Here is a 17,189-nt window from a genome sequence, read left to right as displayed (position 1 = left end):
GCAGCAAATACAAAGGAGAGAATAGACTATGAGTACATCCTTGTTAGAGTCAAAAGGTTATATTGCCAGCAGTGAAGCTCCATTTATTCAGGAAATGTCAGAGATCACCCGTCATATGTGGGAGCTTGGCTGGGATGAACTGAATGGTGGGAATGTCAGCTATTTGCTGGATGAGAATGAGGTGGCTAAGTATATTAATGTACTGGAGCCGTTGCGCACGATCAAACTCACCTTTCCGGTAAAAGAATTAGCAGGCAAGTATTTTATCGTAACAGGTTCGGGCAAATATTTCAGAAATGTGATTAAAGACCCTGAAGCGAATCTGGGTGTGTTAAGGGTTAGCGGCAATGGCGAAAGTGTGGAAGTATTGTGGGGATTGCGGAATGGGGCAGTTCCTACGAGTGAGCTCGCTTCGCATTTTATGAGTCATATTGAACGCTTGAAAGTAGATCCCACACACCGTATCGTGCTGCATACACATGCTACAAATGTTATCGCGATGACCTTCACGCATGATCTGGACGAACTAAAGTTTACCAAAACACTATGGGAAATGTGCACAGAGTGCCTTGTTGTTTTCCCTGATGGGGTCAGCGTTATTCCGTGGATTGTTCCGGGCAGCAGTGAGATCGGCCGTGAGACTGCCAAAAAAATGAAGGATCACCGTTTAGTCATCTGGCCGCAGCATGGGATTTTTGGCACGGGCTCCACCATGGATGCTACCTTTGGTCTAGTAGAAACGGTTGAAAAGGCTGCAACGATCTACAACTTGATTGGCGGTAGAGAAATCAAACAAAAGATCACAGACCAACAGCTATGGGATTTAGCTAAAGCATTTGGAGTTACACCTAAAGCGGGGATTCTTGAAGTCTAGAGAGTCATTATAATTTGGTGAAAACCGGGCATTCGTAGATTCTGCGAGGTCCGGTTTTTTTTGTCTTTTTCTTAAAATTTGCATTTCCCATCTTTTGGGTAGATAATAAGCTTACTTAAAGTAATCAATTAATAAATTGGAGGTAACATATGAATACAGAGCAACTATTTTCACCTTTTCAAGTGGGGAATCTTTCGCTGTCGAACCGATTTGTAATGGCGCCGATGACACGCGCGCAGTCTCCGAATGGTGTGCCGGGAAGCAATGTTGCCGCTTATTATCGTAGACGTGCAGAGGGTGGAGTGGGATTAATTGTTACTGAGGGTACTGCGGTAAATCATCCAGCGGCTGTCAGTCACCAAGATATTCCTAATATACATGAAGAAGCATCTTTAGAAGGCTGGAAGAAGGTTGTGGAAGAGGTTCATGCAGCTGGGGGCAAGATCATCCCGCAGCTTTGGCATGTGGGGATGGCGCGTACAATCGGCGAGTATCCTAACGTTGAAGCCCTTCCTGTAGGCCCTTCGGGTCTGAATTTAGCAGGTGAGCCGGTGACAGAGCCGCTGACCACAGAAGAGGTTGAAAGTTTAGTAACAGCCTTCGCTCAAGCGGCGGAAAATGCCAAAAGCGTTGGCTTTGATGGCATCGAGCTGCATGGCGCTCATGGGTATCTGATAGACCAGTTCTTCTGGGATAGAACGAATAAACGTACCGATCGTTACGGTGGCGATTTGGTAGGAAGAACAACATTCGCTGTCGAGATCATTAAAGCATGCCGTCAAGCGGTTGGACCAGACTTCCCAATCGTGCTGCGCTTTTCCCAGTGGAAGTTGGGGGCGTATGATGAGAAGCTGGCGAAGACTTCAGAAGAACTTGCGAGTTTCCTGGCACCGCTTAGCGAAGCGGGTGTAGATATTTTTCATTGCTCGACCCGACGCTTCAGTCAACCTGAATTTGCTGGTTCTGATCTTAATTTAGCTGGGTGGACTAAGAAGCTTACCGGGAAGCCGTGTATTACAGTGGGCTCTATTGGGCTGCAAAGCGATTTCTTCGCAGAAGATAAAGCTCAGAAGCCTGCGGATAATATCGATGAGTTAACTGAAAGGTTCGCTCGGGAGGAGTTTGATTTGGTAGCAGTGGGCAGAGCGCTTATTAGCGATCCAGCTTGGCCTGCCAAAGTACAAAGCGGAGCGATAGACGAAATCATCCCATTTACTCCTGAAGCGACGAATACTCTTTACTAAAACTAGCAGAATATACAATGACTATTTTTTTAGGTAAGAGGTTGTATAACTGTTTCAAGAGTAGTGTATCTGCTTATAATAGTAGCATACCCCCCTTAATATGATAGAACTTGACCCTGCCAAACGTTGGCGGGGTATTTTTTTGTCGATATGCAACGCTCCTTTACATCATTAATAGATCGGGCACTTCTATGTTAGGCCAGCATTATGTTATAATTTTAAATTAGCAAAGTATAAAAATAATTGTTGAACAATAGAGGACGTGAAAACAGCATGACAAAGGGGAACCACAACTCACCGGACTTAAAATCCGGCAAGGGTTCTAAGGATTATTCGAAATATTTTGATTTTAGTGATGCAAAGGTAATTAGTGAAGAAGAAGGTAAGGTTACTTACCGGATTAAAGGAAGAAATGTGCAAATTAATAGCCAGCCTGACTATAAAGAAGGAAAACGGCGCGGCAAGGAAGAAATAGAAGTGCATTATGATTTCGAGATTCCTGAAGAGATGCAGAATTTCGGAGTGGGCAAATATTATCATATAACGACTTATGGCTGCCAAATGAATGAGCATGACACGGAAACGATGAAGGGCCTATTGGAACAGATGGGCTACCGCAGTGTCGCTGACCGTAATGACGCGGATCTCATTTTGCTGAATACTTGTGCGATTCGGGAGAACGCCGAGGATAAGGTATTTGGAGAGCTAGGACATCTTAAGAACCTGAAGATCGAGAAGCCGGGTCTGTTGTTAGGGGTATGCGGTTGCATGTCCCAAGAGGAAGGCGTAGTCAACCGGATTATGTCAAAGCATGGCTTCGTGGATATGATCTTCGGTACGCATAATATTCACAGATTGCCACACCTCATTAAAGAAGCGGTATTTAGTAAAGAGCTTGTGGTTGAGGTATGGTCTAAAGAAGGCGACATTATTGAGAACTTGCCGAAGAAGCGGGAAGGCATGCGCGCTTGGGTGAACATTATGTATGGCTGTGATAAGTTCTGCACGTATTGCATCGTACCGTTTACACGCGGTAAAGAACGCAGTCGTCGTCCAGAGGACGTTATCGCTGAGGTGAGAGAGCTTGCCCGCCAAGGCTTCAAGGAAGTAACGTTGCTGGGGCAGAACGTAAATGCTTACGGTAAAGATTTTATAGACATTGATTACACTTTCGGTAACCTGATGGATGATATGCGCCTGATTGATATTCCGCGCGTTCGCTTCATGACATCGCATCCGCGGGATTTTGACGATAAATTGATTGAGGTTCTAGGCAAAGGCGGCAACTTGGTGGAGCATATCCATCTGCCGGTACAATCGGGAAGTACTGCCGTTCTTAAGAAAATGAGCCGTAAATATACCCGGGAAGCTTACCTGGAATTAGTGCGTAAGATTAAGATAAGTGTGCCGAATGCTGTATTAAGTACCGATATTATCGTTGGTTTCCCTGGGGAGACTGATGAGCAATTTGAAGATACCCTATCGCTTGTGCGTGAGGTTGGGTATGATATGGCATATACGTTCATTTATTCTCCGCGGGAGGGTACACCAGCAGCCGCTATGGAAGATAATGTACCGATGTCGGTGAAGAGTGAACGTCTGCAAAGATTAAATGATCTCATCAAGGAGAACAGCCGGATCATTAATGACCGGATGCTGGGTGAAGTTGTAGAGGTGCTGGTAGAAGGGGAGAGTAAGAATAACTCCGAAGTCCTTTCTGGCCGTTCCCGCGCTAACAAGCTGGTCCATTTTGAAGGTCCGAAGGAGCTTATCGGCACATTTGTAAACGTGAGAATTACAGATACCAAAACATGGTACATTAAAGGGGATATTGTGGTTGAGGCCGCAGCTGTTCATTAATCACATACGAATGGGGAGATGACTAATGAGTACAGAAGAACAACGGATGAATAAATATGGAATGAAGACTTATAATACCCGTGATCTGATCGTTCGCGAGGATATTATGGGCAAAGCTAAAGAATTAGCATCATTAATCTCAACCAGCGAAGAGGTTCGCCATTTTCAGCAGGCGGAGCAAAAAATTCTTAATCACGAGCGTGTGCAAGGACTGATTGCAACCATTAAGAAAAAACAAAAAGAAATCGTGGCCTTCGAAAGCTTCAATAATAAAGATATGGTCGCCAAAATTGAACGTGAAATTGAAGTGCTGCAAGATGAGATCGATGGTATTCCTGTCGTCAATGAATTTCAGCAAAGCCAGAGCGATATTAATTATTTGCTCCAGCTAGTAATTTCCGTGATTAGAGATACCGTTTCGGAAAAAATAAATGTGGAAGCCGGCACCGAAGCGCCTCCGACCACATGCGGATAACCCACACTCAGTTCAGGGGGCGGATGCAGATCCGTCCCTTTATTTCAATATAAGAGGTAGAAGTAAGATTCAAGAATATACATAATCCTTATAATTCAACGACAAGGTCATTTCTCATATAGTCTTTTTTGTAGGATAATGTAAAATAATGGAATTTAGCTGTTGATTTATGAAGAACATGTTTGGTACATTTAAAGATACGAATAAGTAAAACTACAGCTTCGGAAAAGGATGGGGCAATTATGAGCGACAATGGGGAAATAACCTATAACGCCAAAAAATATCGTACACCGGATGGTGTTCCGGCCGACATTGTAATGTTTACACTGACCAAACGCGAACGGAAGACGGTCACTAAGACGCTGCCTTTACGTGAATTGAAGGTAATGTTAATTAGACGGAAAAAATGGCCATGTGCAGGCATGTGGGCTCTACCAGGCGGATTCTGTCAGGAAGATGAGTCTATTTATGATGCTGCAACTCGTGAGCTGAAAGAAGAGACCGGTGTCGATGGAGGTCACTTAGAATATCTTGGAGTTTATAGTACACCTGGCCGCGACCCTCGGGGATGGATTATCAGCCATGCCTTTTTCGCCTTAGTAGAAGAGTGGATGCTGGAACAAAGACAAGCTTCCGACGATGCGGGTGAAGTGGGTTTATTTACGTTGCAGGAAGCGTTAGAAGAACTGGAGCTCGCTTTTGACCACCATGAAATCATCAAGGATGCATACGTACGTATCCAACAGCAAATGCTGCAGACAACGATAGCAAGACAGTTTTTGCCTAGGCATTTTACGCTAAGTGAGCTTTATCAGGTGATTCAGACAGTAGTGCCGGAATTTAAAGAGCCAAATTTTATTCGTAAAATCACGTCAACACGCAGCCGTCAGGGTATATTAAAAGAAGTGAGAGATGAAGAGGGCAATGCACTCAGCTCCAATCAATACTCACAACGCCCGGCTCAGCTGTATATGTTTACAGATCACGAGCCATTGTTGTCCATTTATACGTAGTGTCTTAAATCAGGGGAGGGACGATTCTCATGAGAGCACTAATAGTAATTGACTTTACCAATGATTTTGTCAATGGGAATTTACCGGTTGGGCAGCCTGCAATCGACATCGAGCCAAGAATCAGCCAATTAACATCTGAGTTTGTCCAAAATGGCGATTATGTTGTAATGGCTGTAGATTTACATGAAGACAATGATCCTTATCATCCTGAGAGTAAACTGTTTCAACCTCACAATGTACGAGGGACTGAGGGGCGGGAGCTTTATGGAAGTCTGAAAACTGTTTATGAAGCTGACCAGGATTCCATCTATTGGATGGACAAAACTCGATATAGCGCTTTTAGTGGAACCGATCTAGAGATCAAGCTGCGGGAACGTGGCATTACTGACCTTCATTTGATTGGTGTATGTACAGATATATGTGTTTTGCACACTGCGGTGGATGCATATAACAAAGGTTTTACTATTACTGTGCACGAAGATGCGGTCGCCAGCTTCAACGCGGATGGACATAAATGGGCACTAAATCATTTCCGGGGAAGTTTAGGAGCAGACGTTGTTAAGGCATAATACTATAAAAAACATACACATACAGCAACGTGGATATTAGGAGATGAGGACTTGAAGAGAGAACTTGCGCTACATACAGATAAATATCAGATCAATATGATGTATGCTCACTGGGTGAATGGAAGCCATAAGCGAAAAGCTGTATTTGAAGCTTATTTCCGCAAGTTACCTTTCGGAAACGGCTATGCCGTGTTCGCAGGATTAGAGCGTATCGTTGGGTACATCGGCGGTTTGCGTTTCACCGAAGATGATATCCGTTACTTGTCGGAGCAAGAAGAAAATTACGCTCCCGCTTTTTTGGAAGAACTGCTGCAATTTCATTTTCAGGGCAATGTTTATTCGATGAAAGAAGGGGCGTTGATTTTTCCGGATGAGCCACTAATCCGTGTGGAAGGGACGATCATGGAAGCGCAGCTGGTGGAGACCGCCATTCTGAACTTCATGAACTACCAGACGCTGATCGCTACGAAGGCTTCCCGAATTAAGCAGGTGGCTCCGAATGATATTCTGCTGGAGTTTGGTACCCGGCGAGCACAAGAAGCGGATGCGGCGGTCTGGGGCGCTAGAGCGGCTTATATCGGCGGCTTTGATGCAACCTCTAACATGCTGGCAGGTAAAATGTTTGGCATCCCTACCAAAGGTACACATGCGCATTCTTGGGTTCAGAGCTTCAGCAGCGAGCAGGAAGCTTTTGATGCTTATGCCAAGGTGATGCCTGATGAAGTTACACTATTAGTTGATACCTTCGATACGTTGCGCAGTGGTGTGCCGAATGCGATTAGAACCGCCAAAAAGCTTGAAGCTCAAGGTAAAAAGATGATCGGTATCCGCTTAGACAGCGGTGACTTAGCCTATCTATCCCGGCAGGCGCGGAACATGCTGGATGAAGCTGGGCTCGATTATGTGAAGATTGTGGCATCCAATGATTTGGATGAGAATACAATCATGGATCTGAAGCTGCAAGGTGCAGCCATCGACACGTGGGGCGTAGGCACCCAATTGATTACGGCTTCGGATCAACCCTCTTTGGGTGGGGTCTATAAGCTGGTAGAAATTGAGTCCGCAACGGGAGAAATGGTACCGACGATCAAGATTTCTTCTAACCCTGAAAAAGTATCCACGCCAGGCAGCAAGGACGTATTCCGGATTATCGGGAAAAATGGCAAAGCGCTAGCAGATTATATCTGCTTCCCGGAAGAGGAAGCTCCGCGCAACGGCGGTCGGGTGAAGCTGTTTAATCCGCTGCATCCATACATGCACAAGTATGTGGAGCGCTATGAAGCGCTGCCTATGCTTGAGCCGATCTATGTGAACGGCTTCCAGGTCTATACTTTGCCGGATCTGAATGAAGTTCGCCGTTACCATCGGGAGCAGAAGGATCTGTTCTGGCCGGAATATCTGCGTAAGCTCAATCCTGAGGTGTACCGGGTGAATCTGAGTGAGAAGGTCTGGACCAACAAGCAACAATTGATCGCGGAGCATATTCAGCCGGAGATCGAGTAGATTTTGTAGTTTCGATGGAAAGAAGCATGGGAGGATTAGATTCCCGTGCTTTTTTGCGTTTGGATGAAGCCGACGTTTGGGTGAAGCTTGCGTTTGTTAACTTCGAACGCCGCGAGTTTATTTCTGAAAGTATATTAAGCCAGCTTGTCTGCGTATATCTGATTTGGCTTTCGTTGCATTTTGTGCAGCAGAACACTAGTTAAAGTATATCGACAAATTACCATAAACCCAAAAGAATAAGTAAATCCCGCAGAATGAGGCGCATCCGGTGCGAGTAGGCGAATCAACGGTATAAATCCCGTACAATGAGCCGAACCCGGTGCGAGTGAGCAAATCTACGGTATAAATCCCGTAGAATGTCGCTCGTCCGGTGCGAGTAGGTAAATCAACGGTATAATGGACCTCTGTCAAGAAAGTGGACAGTCACGCAACAGACATTCTAGTCAATTGCTCAGCAAAACGAACTGGAGAAAGATACCCCAGCGCGCCATGCATTCGCTTGCGGTTATAATAAAACTCAATATATTGAAAAAGTGTCTGGTAGGCTTGCTCCTTAGTTTTGAATCGTGGATTACAATAAATGAGCTCCTTTTTCAAAATGCTGTGCCACGACTCGATACAGGCGTTATCATAACAGTTACCTCTGCGGCTCATGCTGGACTCCATGCCATACGCTTTCAACTGCTTCGTGTATTCATGAGAAGTATATTGAGAACCTCTATCGGAGTGATGTAATAGACCCTTTTCCGGTTGTTTAGCTTCGTAAGCATCTTGTAAGGCGCCCGAAATTAAGCTAGTTTCCATATGGTCCTCCAAGCGCCACCCCACGATTTCACGCGTGCAAAGGTCCATCACACTAGCCAGGTACAAGCGCCCTCCCCGGCAAGGAATGTACGTAATGTCGGTAACCCATACTGAATTGGGTTTGAGTATTTTAAATTGCTGGTTCAGCGTATTTGGGGCAATCGGATGGTCATGATTGGAGTCGGTGGTCTGTACGCGATACGTTTTGGAGACAATGGAGCGAAGCTTCATATGTCGCATGTACACACTCACCGTGCGTTCGGTAACGGTATAACCTTCTTGATGCAACAGGCGGGTGATCTTCGGACTCCCATACCGCTTTTGATGGTCTGCAAAATGATACTGAATTCGCTTCATTATCGCAGCCTTACGAAGCATATGCGTACTGTTTTTTTCTGTCCGCCACTTGTAGTACCCGCTCCGTGACACATGTAGGGTCATGCACATCTTCTCCAAGAGAAACTCGGAGCGATGTTTTTCAATAAACTGGAATCTCAGTTCCTTGGTTTGCTGAAGATGTGCACTGCTTTTTTTACGATCGCTAATTCCTCTTCCACATCAGCAATCTTGTTATCTTTTTCTTGAAGTTGACGGCTCATTTCTTTCAACTGTGCCTCGAGTTCCCGTACTCGATCCACGCTAGCTGCCGGTTCATTCTTTAGTTCTCGATACTGGCTCATCCATTGATGCAGGGTACTTTTTGGGATGTTGAGCTCTTCCGCCAAGTCGCCCACTGTCTTTGTTTGCTCTTGAATGAACTGCACTGTCTGTTTTTTAAATTCTTCGTTATACCGTTGTCGATGTTCTCCCATGTGAACACACCTCCGTGGACTCATTATCGCCAGTCTGTTAACTACTGTCCACTTTTTATTCTAGCTTCATAAATCCCGTACTATGAGGCGAATCCGGTGCGAGTAGGCAAATCAACGGTATAAATCCCGTAGAATGAGGCTCGTCCGGTGCGAGTAGGCGAATCAACGGTATAAATCCCGTAGAATGAGGCGAATCCGGTGTGAGTGGGCAAATCAACGGTATAAATCCCGTACAATGAGCCGAACCCGGTGTGAGTGGGCAAATCAACGGTATAAATCCCGCAGAATGGGGCGAATCCGGTGCGAGGAGGCAAATCTACGGTATAAATCCCGTAGAATGAGCCGAATCCGGTGTGAGTGGGCATATCAACGGTATATATACCGTAGAACGGGACGAATCCGTTGCGAGTAGGCGAATCAACGGTATATCTCCCGCAGAATGTGGCGAATCCGTTGCGAGTAGGCAAATCTACGGTTTAAATCCCGTAGAATGTGGTGAATCCGTTGCGAGTAGATATATCAACGGTATAAATCCCGTAGAATGGAGCGCATCCGGTGCGATTAGGCAAATCTACGGTATAAATCCCGTAGAATGAGGCGAATCCGGTACGAGTGGGCAAATCTACGGTATAAATCCCGTAGAATGAGCCGAATCCGTTGCGAGTGGGCAAATCTACGGTATAAATCCCGTAGAATGAGCCGAATCCGGTGTGAGTGGGCATATCAACGGTATATATACCGCAGAACGGGACGAATCCGGTGCGAGTAGGCGAATCACCGTTCCCATAAGAAAAGGTGTATCCCCATTCTACGCGATCGCGTAGAACAATGGATACACCTTTTTACATGTCAATGCGAGCAATTTAGTTTAGTTCTTCTTCCGGAATTTCGCGAATGACCAGATGGTAAGCATCAGCAGGAAGCCCAGACATGTGCCTATGCTGATCCGGTTCTGAGTGTCGAAAAGGAAGGAAATCGAAATAACCGACAAACAGATAAGTGTCAAAATCGTTATATAAGGAAAGCCCCAGACTTTAAAGCTTGGCTCTTTAGGATAGGTTTTCCGCAGCTTCAGCTGTGATAGACAGATGCTGATCCATACCAAGCTTACTACGAAGCCGGGAACAGCCATCAGCAGCCGGAAAAGTCCATCCTGTGCGAAGTACGCTAACATAGAACCAACAAAAAGAACTATAGCGCAAAGTTTAAGACTGTTGATCGGCACACCTTTTGCTGAGGTCTTTGCTAAGCTACGTGGAGCTTCACCCTGTGAAGCCAAAGAGTGCAACATCCGTGTGGCGCCATAGATACCGGAGTTAGCAGCAGAGAGCACAGCTGTAATCAGTATGAAGTTCATAACATGGTCAGCACCCTTAAGTCCTGTAGCTGCTAAAACCTGCACAAAGGGGCTAGTATGCTCGTTAAGCTGATTCCAAGGAATTAACCCACAGATGATCAGAATTGGAATCGTATAGAACAGAATAACGCGCAAAATGAAGCTTTTGACAACTCTAGGCAACACTTTTTCTGCATCTTGAGTTTCTGTTAAAGTTAGTCCAATCAGCTCAGATCCGCCATATGAGAACATGACGACCAGAAGGGCAGAGAAGATAGGTGTCCAGCCTTGTGGGAATAATCCGCCATAATCCGTAAAATTACTTAAATAGGGTGTCCCTTCAGACATAGGCAATAGCCCAAACAATAATGCAGCTCCCAGAATAATAAAGATGATAATCATAGCTATTTTGATTCCTGCTAACCAAAACTCCGTCTCTCCATAACCGCTTACACTCATCATATTGATGCCAATAATTAAAGCACCACTTGCTAGACTCAGTAGCCATAACGGAACATCCGGTAACCAGTATTGCAAGAAGCTTCCTGCCGCCAGCACTTCGATCACGCAGACAGTCAACCACATGAAGCAATAGAGCCAACCCACGATAAAGGAAAGCCGTTCTCCAAAAGCCTCGCGAATGAATTCCTTCATATTTTTGTTCGGGTATACCGTGGCCATTTCGGCAATTGCACCCATAACGACTAGTAGCAGCAAGCCTGCCAATACATAGGAGAGAACAACCCCTGGTCCAGCAATGCTTATCGTCTCAGAGCTTCCTTTGAAAATCCCCGTACCGATTACGCCGCCCATCGCCATAAAGCTGATATGCCGTGGAAGCAATTTTTTCTGTAATGATGCTTCGTTTGACTTCACATTTAATGCCTCCTAAGTAGGTTCAAAAAATTACACCAAGAATCAGTTTATCCTGAAATGGACTAGTTGAAAAGTATAAATGATACACATTTGCAGAAATAGAGGTGATTTTTCATCGGTGTGTGATATTTATCATGAACAATGTGATGAATTTAACATCTTAATTTTTAATTTTATTGCTAAATGAAAGTAGATAAATAAGCTTAGGCAACACTTGGAAAATGCAAGATTTGTCACTTCGCGTCTTGCGAAATCAAGTTACAATCGTTGAAAAAGTCAAAAGGATATTATACTAGATGACATTTTGAAAGGGGCTATGTCGGTGGTACAGTTACCAAAAGTGAACGAGCTCGGATTTTTTGAGATTCGTCTGGAGTCAATTGGAGGGTTGGGTGCGAACCTGGCTGGTAAAATGCTTGCGGAAGCAGGCGTTGTCGGTGCTGGAATGAATGGGGTCAGCTTTTCGTCATATGGTTCGGAGAAGAAGGGATCAGCGGTAAAAGCGCATATCCGGTTTTGTGATTTGAACACACCTATTCGTGACACGTCTCCGGTTGAGCGCCCGCATGTTGTTGGGGTATTTCACGAAGCACTAGCAAAGACAGTTAACGTAATTAGCGGAATTTATGAACATAGCACAGTATTGGTAAACTCAGCAAAATCGCCGGAGGAATTGAAATCCTCCCTGAATATGATGGCAGGAACTATTGCAGTCGTTGATGCTACAACTATCGCCTTAGATGAGAAAAACCGCGTTAATATGGCGATGCTGGGCGCGTTGTTCCGGATGTGTGATTTCTTGGACCCTGAAATTATGAAAGGCGTTATAGAGAAATCACTAGGCAAAAAGTATCCACAGGCAGTACAGTCAGCGCTGACTACTTTCGACCGTGGATTTAATGAAGTTAAGTTTATGCATTTTCCACTGCCTGCGGGCGTGACAATGCCTGAATTCGTGCGGTCTGATATTTCCGCATTGGGTTATGAAACACAGCCTATCGGCGGTACCATTACGAATCCTGGGAGCAGCTTTTTAAAGAACTTGAGCATTTCTCGCTCCGGTTTGCTGCCTCATTTTAAGCAGGAGGATTGTATTCATTGTGCGCAGTGCGATACGGTGTGTCCTGATCTGTGTTTTGTTTGGGATGAGCAGCCTGATAAGAAGGGGGGTCCACAAATGTTCCTGCAAGGTATTGATTACCAATACTGTAAAGGCTGTTTAAAATGTGTAGAAGCTTGTCCTACAACTGCCTTGTCAGGCGAACGTGAGGAAGAAGGCTACGCAGAGAGTCATACGGTCCGGCATATTTTTGATCTCGTTACTGAGGCCTAATTAACGGAGGAAAGGTGGAATACACGTGGCAATAGATTATGAAAAAGAAGTAGGCTCTGCTAAAGTAGAGCAGAAATTCCTATATGAATCCGGCAATGAAATGGCAGCTTATGCTGCTCATCAGATTAATTATCATGTAATGGGGTATTTTCCGATTTCTCCATCGACAGAAGTAGCGCAATTTCTTGATACGATGAAAGCGAACGGCCAGCATGATATTATGCTGATTCCGTCAGATGGCGAGCATAGCTCTGCTGGAATCTGTTATGGCGCTTCAACGGCTGGCGGACGTGTATTTAATGCTACCAGTGCCCAAGGTTATATGTTCATGCTTGAGCAATTGCCTGTACAAGCTGGTACGCGTATGCCTATGGTTATGAATCTAATCTGCCGTTCGATCTCTGGACCGCTGAATATTCACGGGGATCATTCTGATTTGTATTTTGCCCTGAATACAGGTTGGCCAATTTTAATGTGCCGGGATCCACAATCTGTTTATGATATGAATCTAATGGCATTGAAGCTTGCTGAACATGCTAAAGTTCGTCTTCCGGTAATGGTGGCCTCAGATGGATATTTCACTTCCCACCAGAAGCGCCGCGTACAGGCCTTTACTCATCGGGAGGATGTTCATAAATTTGTTGGAGCACAACCTCCAACAGGTTTCACCGATACTTTAGACCGCAATAATCCGGTAACCGTTGGCCCTTATATGAACGAACCTGACTATATTAACAACCGTTATCAACAGTCCGTAGCTATGTACAATGCGGGTGAAGTTTTTGAAGAAATCGCGAAGGAATTTGCTGAGTTAACCGGACGTTATTATCCAATGATCGAGGAATATCGGATGGAAGATGCTGAAGTAGCCGTATTCTTGATGAATTCTGCCTCTGAGATTATTAAGGATGTTGTAGATCAGCTTCGTTTGCAAGGAATCAAAGCCGGTGCAATCTCGCCGAATATGATCCGTCCTTTCCCACAGAAGCAAATTGCTGAAGCGCTGAAAAACGTTAAAGCAATCACCGTTGGTGACCGCGCAGATTCTGTTGGCGGACACGGTGGTAACATGGTCAATGAAATTAAGGCAGCCCTGTTCACATATGGCAACACTACGACTAAAGTAATAAGCCGTATTTACGGTTTGGGTGGTAAGGACTTCTACGCAGAAGATGGTCATGCATTTTTCCAATTAGCAATTGATGCTGTTGCTGCAGATCGAGTAGACATACCATTTGATTATTACGGCCACAATCCGGGTACACCAGAAAAAGCTCCACAACGTCTTCTGAAGCCAATGGACTTTGACTCACTGAAGACAGGCTTGATCACTGTGAAACAGGATGAAGCAACGGGCAAATTAAGCGTACGGATTCCGCCGCTGCGCAGCTTGACGAAGAAACCTAAACGGCTCTCCCCAGGGCATGGTGCGTGTCCGGGTTGTGGGATTTTCTCAGGACTAGAGACTTTCTTCAAAGGGATTGAAGGGGATATCGTCGCACTTTATCATACAGGCTGTGCCATGGTAACGACTACGGGGTACCCGTATTCCTCCCATAAATCAACGTTTATCCATAATCTTTTCCAAAATGGAGCGGCTACCTTGTCCGGTGTCGTAGAGATGTTCTGGGAACGCAAACGTCGCGGTGAGCTGGATGGACTAGGGCTTAAAGAGGACTTTACGTTTGTTATGGTAACCGGAGATGGCGGCATGGACATCGGGATGGGACCGGCAATTGGAGCTGCACTGCGTGGTCACAAAATGATTATTGTAGAGTACGATAACGAGGGTTACATGAATACTGGAGCACAGCAGTCCTATTCGACACCACTGGGTCACCGTACTTCAACCTCCAGTATCGGCAAGCAGCAGCAAGGTAAAGTGACTCAGCATAAAGATACAGCACAAATTATGGCGGCTACTAACATTCCTTATGTCTTCACGGGTTCGGAGGCTTATCCGCAGGATCTGGTGAAAAAAGCGGCAAAAGCACAGTGGTACGCACAAAACGAAGGTTTGGTGTATGGTAAAATCCTGATCGCATGTCCGCTAAACTGGATGTCTGATGATAAGGAAGGCACTAACATCGTTTCATTAGCTGTTGAGTCTTGCTTCTTCCCGTTATATGAAGTAGAGCATGGTTCTACGAATATCACATATAATCCCGAAGACAAGGGCAAACGTGTCGAGCTCTCAGCATGGCTGAAGACAATGGGTAAAACTCGTCACTTGTTGAAACCTGAGAATGAGCCAGCTTTGCACAGCTTCGAAGAAGAAGTTGAGCGCCGTTGGAATCGTCTCAAGGCAAAACACGAACATCCTGACTTATAAGATGTGTTTATCTCCAGCATATAAAATATGAAAAAACCCGGCAGATTTGTCTGCCGGGTTTTTTGTGGTTAGGGAGCATTTGCGCGTAAGAAACAGTTTTCGGACACCACTGACCTTAAACACAGTCTTCTTTCCCATTTGGAATTCTAACGGACTGCATAGCAGTTATCGGCCCTAAAAACTCCCAATATGAACCCTTTTTGAAGGAATAGTGTCACTGGAGTCCGCGAAACTTCTGAAAAAGCTAAGAACCGGCAAATAACGTCATTTAGGTCCTATGTGTTAAAGACTTGGTCATTTACAGTTAGAATAAAGTCCAGTTCCCTTTTACTCTTGCATGTTGTTCTGCTCTAACTAGAAGATAGCGGGTACAAATGACAAGAAAAGCACTGCCTAAGATTAAAGCGCCGAGAGCCCACCACCAGCTAATCCCGATATTATCGTATAACGCCCCGCGCACGAGAACCAGACTATATGTGAGTGGAAACAGAAGGGATAGGCCCGTTGCCCATGCTGGGAATACCGCTGGTGGAATACGAACCCCACCAAACAGCTCCATTGGTGCTTGAAAGATGTAATAGAGTAGCCCTGAATCCCTTGAGAATAGAGATATCGCACACAGCAAAGCTCCCCATATAACCGCTGATATCATGATAAGTACTAATACAGGCAATAAGGCGCCCCAGTTAACAGTCGTTGCATCCGCAAGAAAAATGAAAGTCAGGATGGAGAAACAAGCGAACATCCATATTCCGTGAAATAGTGAATATATGGAACGTCCATACAGGAAGGCCATTTTTGACGCTGGGGTTAGGAACACTACCTCAAGTGTGCCCCCTTTGCGTTCTTGTTCGAATAACCATGCGGCTTGCACAACCGTCCAGTATAACTGAAAGACGAGATATCCGCTCAGCAGAAAAAGGGGAATCCGTCCATCTGGTATAACTTTTGAGAGTGCTGATCCTGCTCCTGTTCTAAAGGGCTGCATAGTAAAGTAGGTGGTTAAAAAGGTGAGCGCCGGCCAGAGTAGAAGTGAAAAAAACACTGCGCGTCCCTTAACTCTATTTCGATGCTGCTTAGTGATCTCCGCGCTAAGGGTAAACCATAAGCTATGTAAGTTCATGATACCCTTCCTTCCGAAAGGAGGATAATCGCATCCTCCAAATTAGGTTTTTCGGATGCGAAGCTTTTAATGCTAAGCCCATGCTCCGTAGTCCATGGCAGCAGCTCTGTAATGATCCTATCAGCCGAAGGTGTCTTTACAGAAATGCGCTGCAGTCCATCATTTCGAAGTTCAAGTTTTTCTGTTGCGCAGACACCCATTAATTCCGCAGGCTGAGTATATGTTCGTAGATGCTCTAGTAGCTTGGGACGAAGTGATTCATGCCAGCCTGTAACCTCTAAATGAGCAGTTTGCGAGCCTGCAACCTGATGGACAATCCGCTCAGGTTTGTCACAGAGCAGAAGCTCGCCTCGATTCAGTACATAAACCCGGTCACAGAGTTCTTCGACCTCCTGCAAATAATGGCTGGTCAGAAGGATACCCTTTCCACTGTCCAGTGCAAGCTTTCTTATCGTACCGCGAAGCTGCCTGGCAATGGGGGCATCAAGGCCAAGTGTGGGCTCATCTAGAAATAAGTATTGTGGATCGTTGATAAGTCCGCGGGCGATTTGCAGTCGTTGCTTCATCCCTTTAGAATATTGCTCAACGGGTTGGTCAGCAGCTTGGGTCAAACCTACTTCCTCCAGAAGACGTTCTGCTTCTCTAGCGATTTGAGGGCTGTTCATTCCATAGAGTTTACCGAAGTATTGAAGATTCTCTCTACCAGTGAGTCGCCAGTACAACATTCGTTCTCCTCCGGCGATCATATTTACTTTTTGCTGAATGGCCTGTCGATTCTTGTGCAGTGACATTCCATCGACTTCAATACTGCCTGAGGTTGGCTCTAGGAGAGTAGAGAGCATACGGATTGTAGTGGTTTTTCCAGCGCCATTTAGACCGAGAAGACCTACGATTTCCCCCGCAGCGATATCTAAAGATAGTGATTTCACTGCAGTCACTGATCTTTTTTCCGAACGGAACCAGCCCAGTCTATGTTTGCTTTCGTAAATTTTAGTAACTTCATGCATGTTTATCAATGGTTTTCACCCTCCAAGG

17 protein-coding genes are annotated in these 17,189 nt (G+C 45.3%); 10 read left to right on the top strand and 7 right to left on the bottom strand.

Going from position 1 to position 17,189, the window contains the following annotated elements; translation table 11 throughout:
- Positions 1 to 28: 28 nt before the first annotated feature.
- The 8 genes from rhaD to NYE72_RS17495 all read left to right on the top strand — a co-directional run bounded on the left by rhaD (position 29) and on the right by NYE72_RS17495 (position 7,741).
- Positions 29 to 874 carry a rhamnulose-1-phosphate aldolase gene (gene rhaD, locus NYE72_RS17530; RefSeq protein ID WP_036688060.1) on the top strand — a complete coding sequence of 282 codons (846 nt, stop codon included), beginning with the start codon at positions 29 to 31 and terminating at the stop codon, positions 872 to 874.
- A 149-nt stretch (positions 875 to 1,023) separates the two neighbouring features.
- On the top strand, positions 1,024 to 2,118 hold the full coding sequence (locus NYE72_RS17525) for an NADH:flavin oxidoreductase (protein WP_076213437.1): 1,095 nt from the start codon (positions 1,024 to 1,026) through the stop codon (positions 2,116 to 2,118).
- Positions 2,119 to 2,391: 273 nt separating this feature from the next.
- Entirely contained in the window at positions 2,392 to 3,978 is a 1,587-nt protein-coding gene (gene miaB, locus NYE72_RS17520; RefSeq protein ID WP_076213440.1) for a tRNA (N6-isopentenyl adenosine(37)-C2)-methylthiotransferase MiaB, read from the top strand.
- A gap of 25 nt (positions 3,979 to 4,003) precedes the next feature.
- Positions 4,004 to 4,453 (top strand): YlbF family regulator, encoded by a 450-nt coding sequence (locus tag NYE72_RS17515; RefSeq protein WP_076213443.1) that lies wholly within the window; start codon positions 4,004 to 4,006, stop codon positions 4,451 to 4,453.
- Positions 4,454 to 4,695: 242 nt separating this feature from the next.
- A complete protein-coding gene (locus NYE72_RS17510) occupies positions 4,696 to 5,466 on the top strand; it encodes an NUDIX domain-containing protein (protein WP_076213446.1) in 771 nt (256 codons plus the stop codon).
- A 29-nt stretch (positions 5,467 to 5,495) separates the two neighbouring features.
- Complete coding sequence (locus tag NYE72_RS17505; protein ID WP_076213448.1) at positions 5,496 to 6,035, top strand: isochorismatase family cysteine hydrolase; 540 nt, start codon at positions 5,496 to 5,498, stop codon at positions 6,033 to 6,035.
- A gap of 51 nt (positions 6,036 to 6,086) precedes the next feature.
- On the top strand, positions 6,087 to 7,538 hold the full coding sequence (locus tag NYE72_RS17500) for a nicotinate phosphoribosyltransferase (protein WP_036688051.1): 1,452 nt from the start codon (positions 6,087 to 6,089) through the stop codon (positions 7,536 to 7,538).
- Between the two features lie 26 nt (positions 7,539 to 7,564).
- Positions 7,565 to 7,741 (top strand): hypothetical protein, encoded by a 177-nt coding sequence (locus tag NYE72_RS17495; protein WP_339210104.1) that lies wholly within the window; start codon positions 7,565 to 7,567, stop codon positions 7,739 to 7,741.
- A 220-nt stretch (positions 7,742 to 7,961) separates the two neighbouring features.
- Here NYE72_RS17495 and NYE72_RS17490 read toward each other — a convergent pair whose 3' ends face one another.
- From NYE72_RS17490 to NYE72_RS17470, 5 genes are all read right to left on the bottom strand, one after another.
- Positions 7,962 to 8,825, bottom strand: a complete 864-nt coding sequence (locus NYE72_RS17490) for an IS3 family transposase (RefSeq protein ID WP_256720322.1) — start codon at positions 8,823 to 8,825, stop codon at positions 7,962 to 7,964.
- Positions 8,826 to 8,836: 11 nt separating this feature from the next.
- Positions 8,837 to 9,154, bottom strand: a complete 318-nt coding sequence (locus NYE72_RS17485; RefSeq protein WP_036683594.1) for a transposase — start codon at positions 9,152 to 9,154, stop codon at positions 8,837 to 8,839.
- An 80-nt stretch (positions 9,155 to 9,234) separates the two neighbouring features.
- Positions 9,235 to 9,621 (bottom strand): hypothetical protein, encoded by a 387-nt coding sequence (locus NYE72_RS17480; protein WP_339210102.1) that lies wholly within the window; start codon positions 9,619 to 9,621, stop codon positions 9,235 to 9,237.
- 9 nt (positions 9,622 to 9,630) lie between these two features.
- Positions 9,631 to 9,876 carry a hypothetical protein gene (locus NYE72_RS17475; RefSeq protein WP_155288138.1) on the bottom strand — a complete coding sequence of 82 codons (246 nt, stop codon included), beginning with the start codon at positions 9,874 to 9,876 and terminating at the stop codon, positions 9,631 to 9,633.
- Between the two features lie 146 nt (positions 9,877 to 10,022).
- On the bottom strand, positions 10,023 to 11,366 hold the full coding sequence (locus tag NYE72_RS17470) for an amino acid permease (protein ID WP_339210100.1): 1,344 nt from the start codon (positions 11,364 to 11,366) through the stop codon (positions 10,023 to 10,025).
- 322 nt (positions 11,367 to 11,688) lie between these two features.
- Here NYE72_RS17470 and NYE72_RS17465 point away from each other — a divergent pair, with 322 nt between their 5' ends.
- Positions 11,689 to 12,699 (top strand): 2-oxoacid:acceptor oxidoreductase family protein, encoded by a 1,011-nt coding sequence (locus NYE72_RS17465; RefSeq protein ID WP_339210098.1) that lies wholly within the window; start codon positions 11,689 to 11,691, stop codon positions 12,697 to 12,699.
- Between the two features lie 25 nt (positions 12,700 to 12,724).
- Positions 12,725 to 15,031: a thiamine pyrophosphate-dependent enzyme gene (locus NYE72_RS17460; protein ID WP_036688045.1), complete on the top strand. Its 2,307-nt coding sequence runs from the start codon at positions 12,725 to 12,727 to the stop codon at positions 15,029 to 15,031.
- Positions 15,032 to 15,335: 304 nt separating this feature from the next.
- On the opposite strand, the gene NYE72_RS17455 is transcribed toward NYE72_RS17460, so the two are convergent.
- Entirely contained in the window at positions 15,336 to 16,154 is an 819-nt protein-coding gene (locus tag NYE72_RS17455; RefSeq protein ID WP_339210097.1) for an ABC transporter permease, read from the bottom strand.
- Positions 16,151 to 17,161 carry an ABC transporter ATP-binding protein gene (locus NYE72_RS17450; protein WP_038574550.1) on the bottom strand — a complete coding sequence of 337 codons (1,011 nt, stop codon included), beginning with the start codon at positions 17,159 to 17,161 and terminating at the stop codon, positions 16,151 to 16,153. Before NYE72_RS17450 ends, NYE72_RS17455 begins: the two co-directional genes overlap by 4 nt.
- Positions 17,162 to 17,189 lie beyond the last annotated feature (28 nt).

The organism is Paenibacillus sp. FSL L8-0333 (genome assembly GCF_037965665.1).
Taxonomy (GTDB): domain Bacteria; phylum Bacillota; class Bacilli; order Paenibacillales; family Paenibacillaceae; genus Paenibacillus_AQ; species Paenibacillus_AQ odorifer.
Note: the sequence above shows the minus strand (reverse complement) of the source record. Positions and strands in the feature narration are given on the sequence as shown.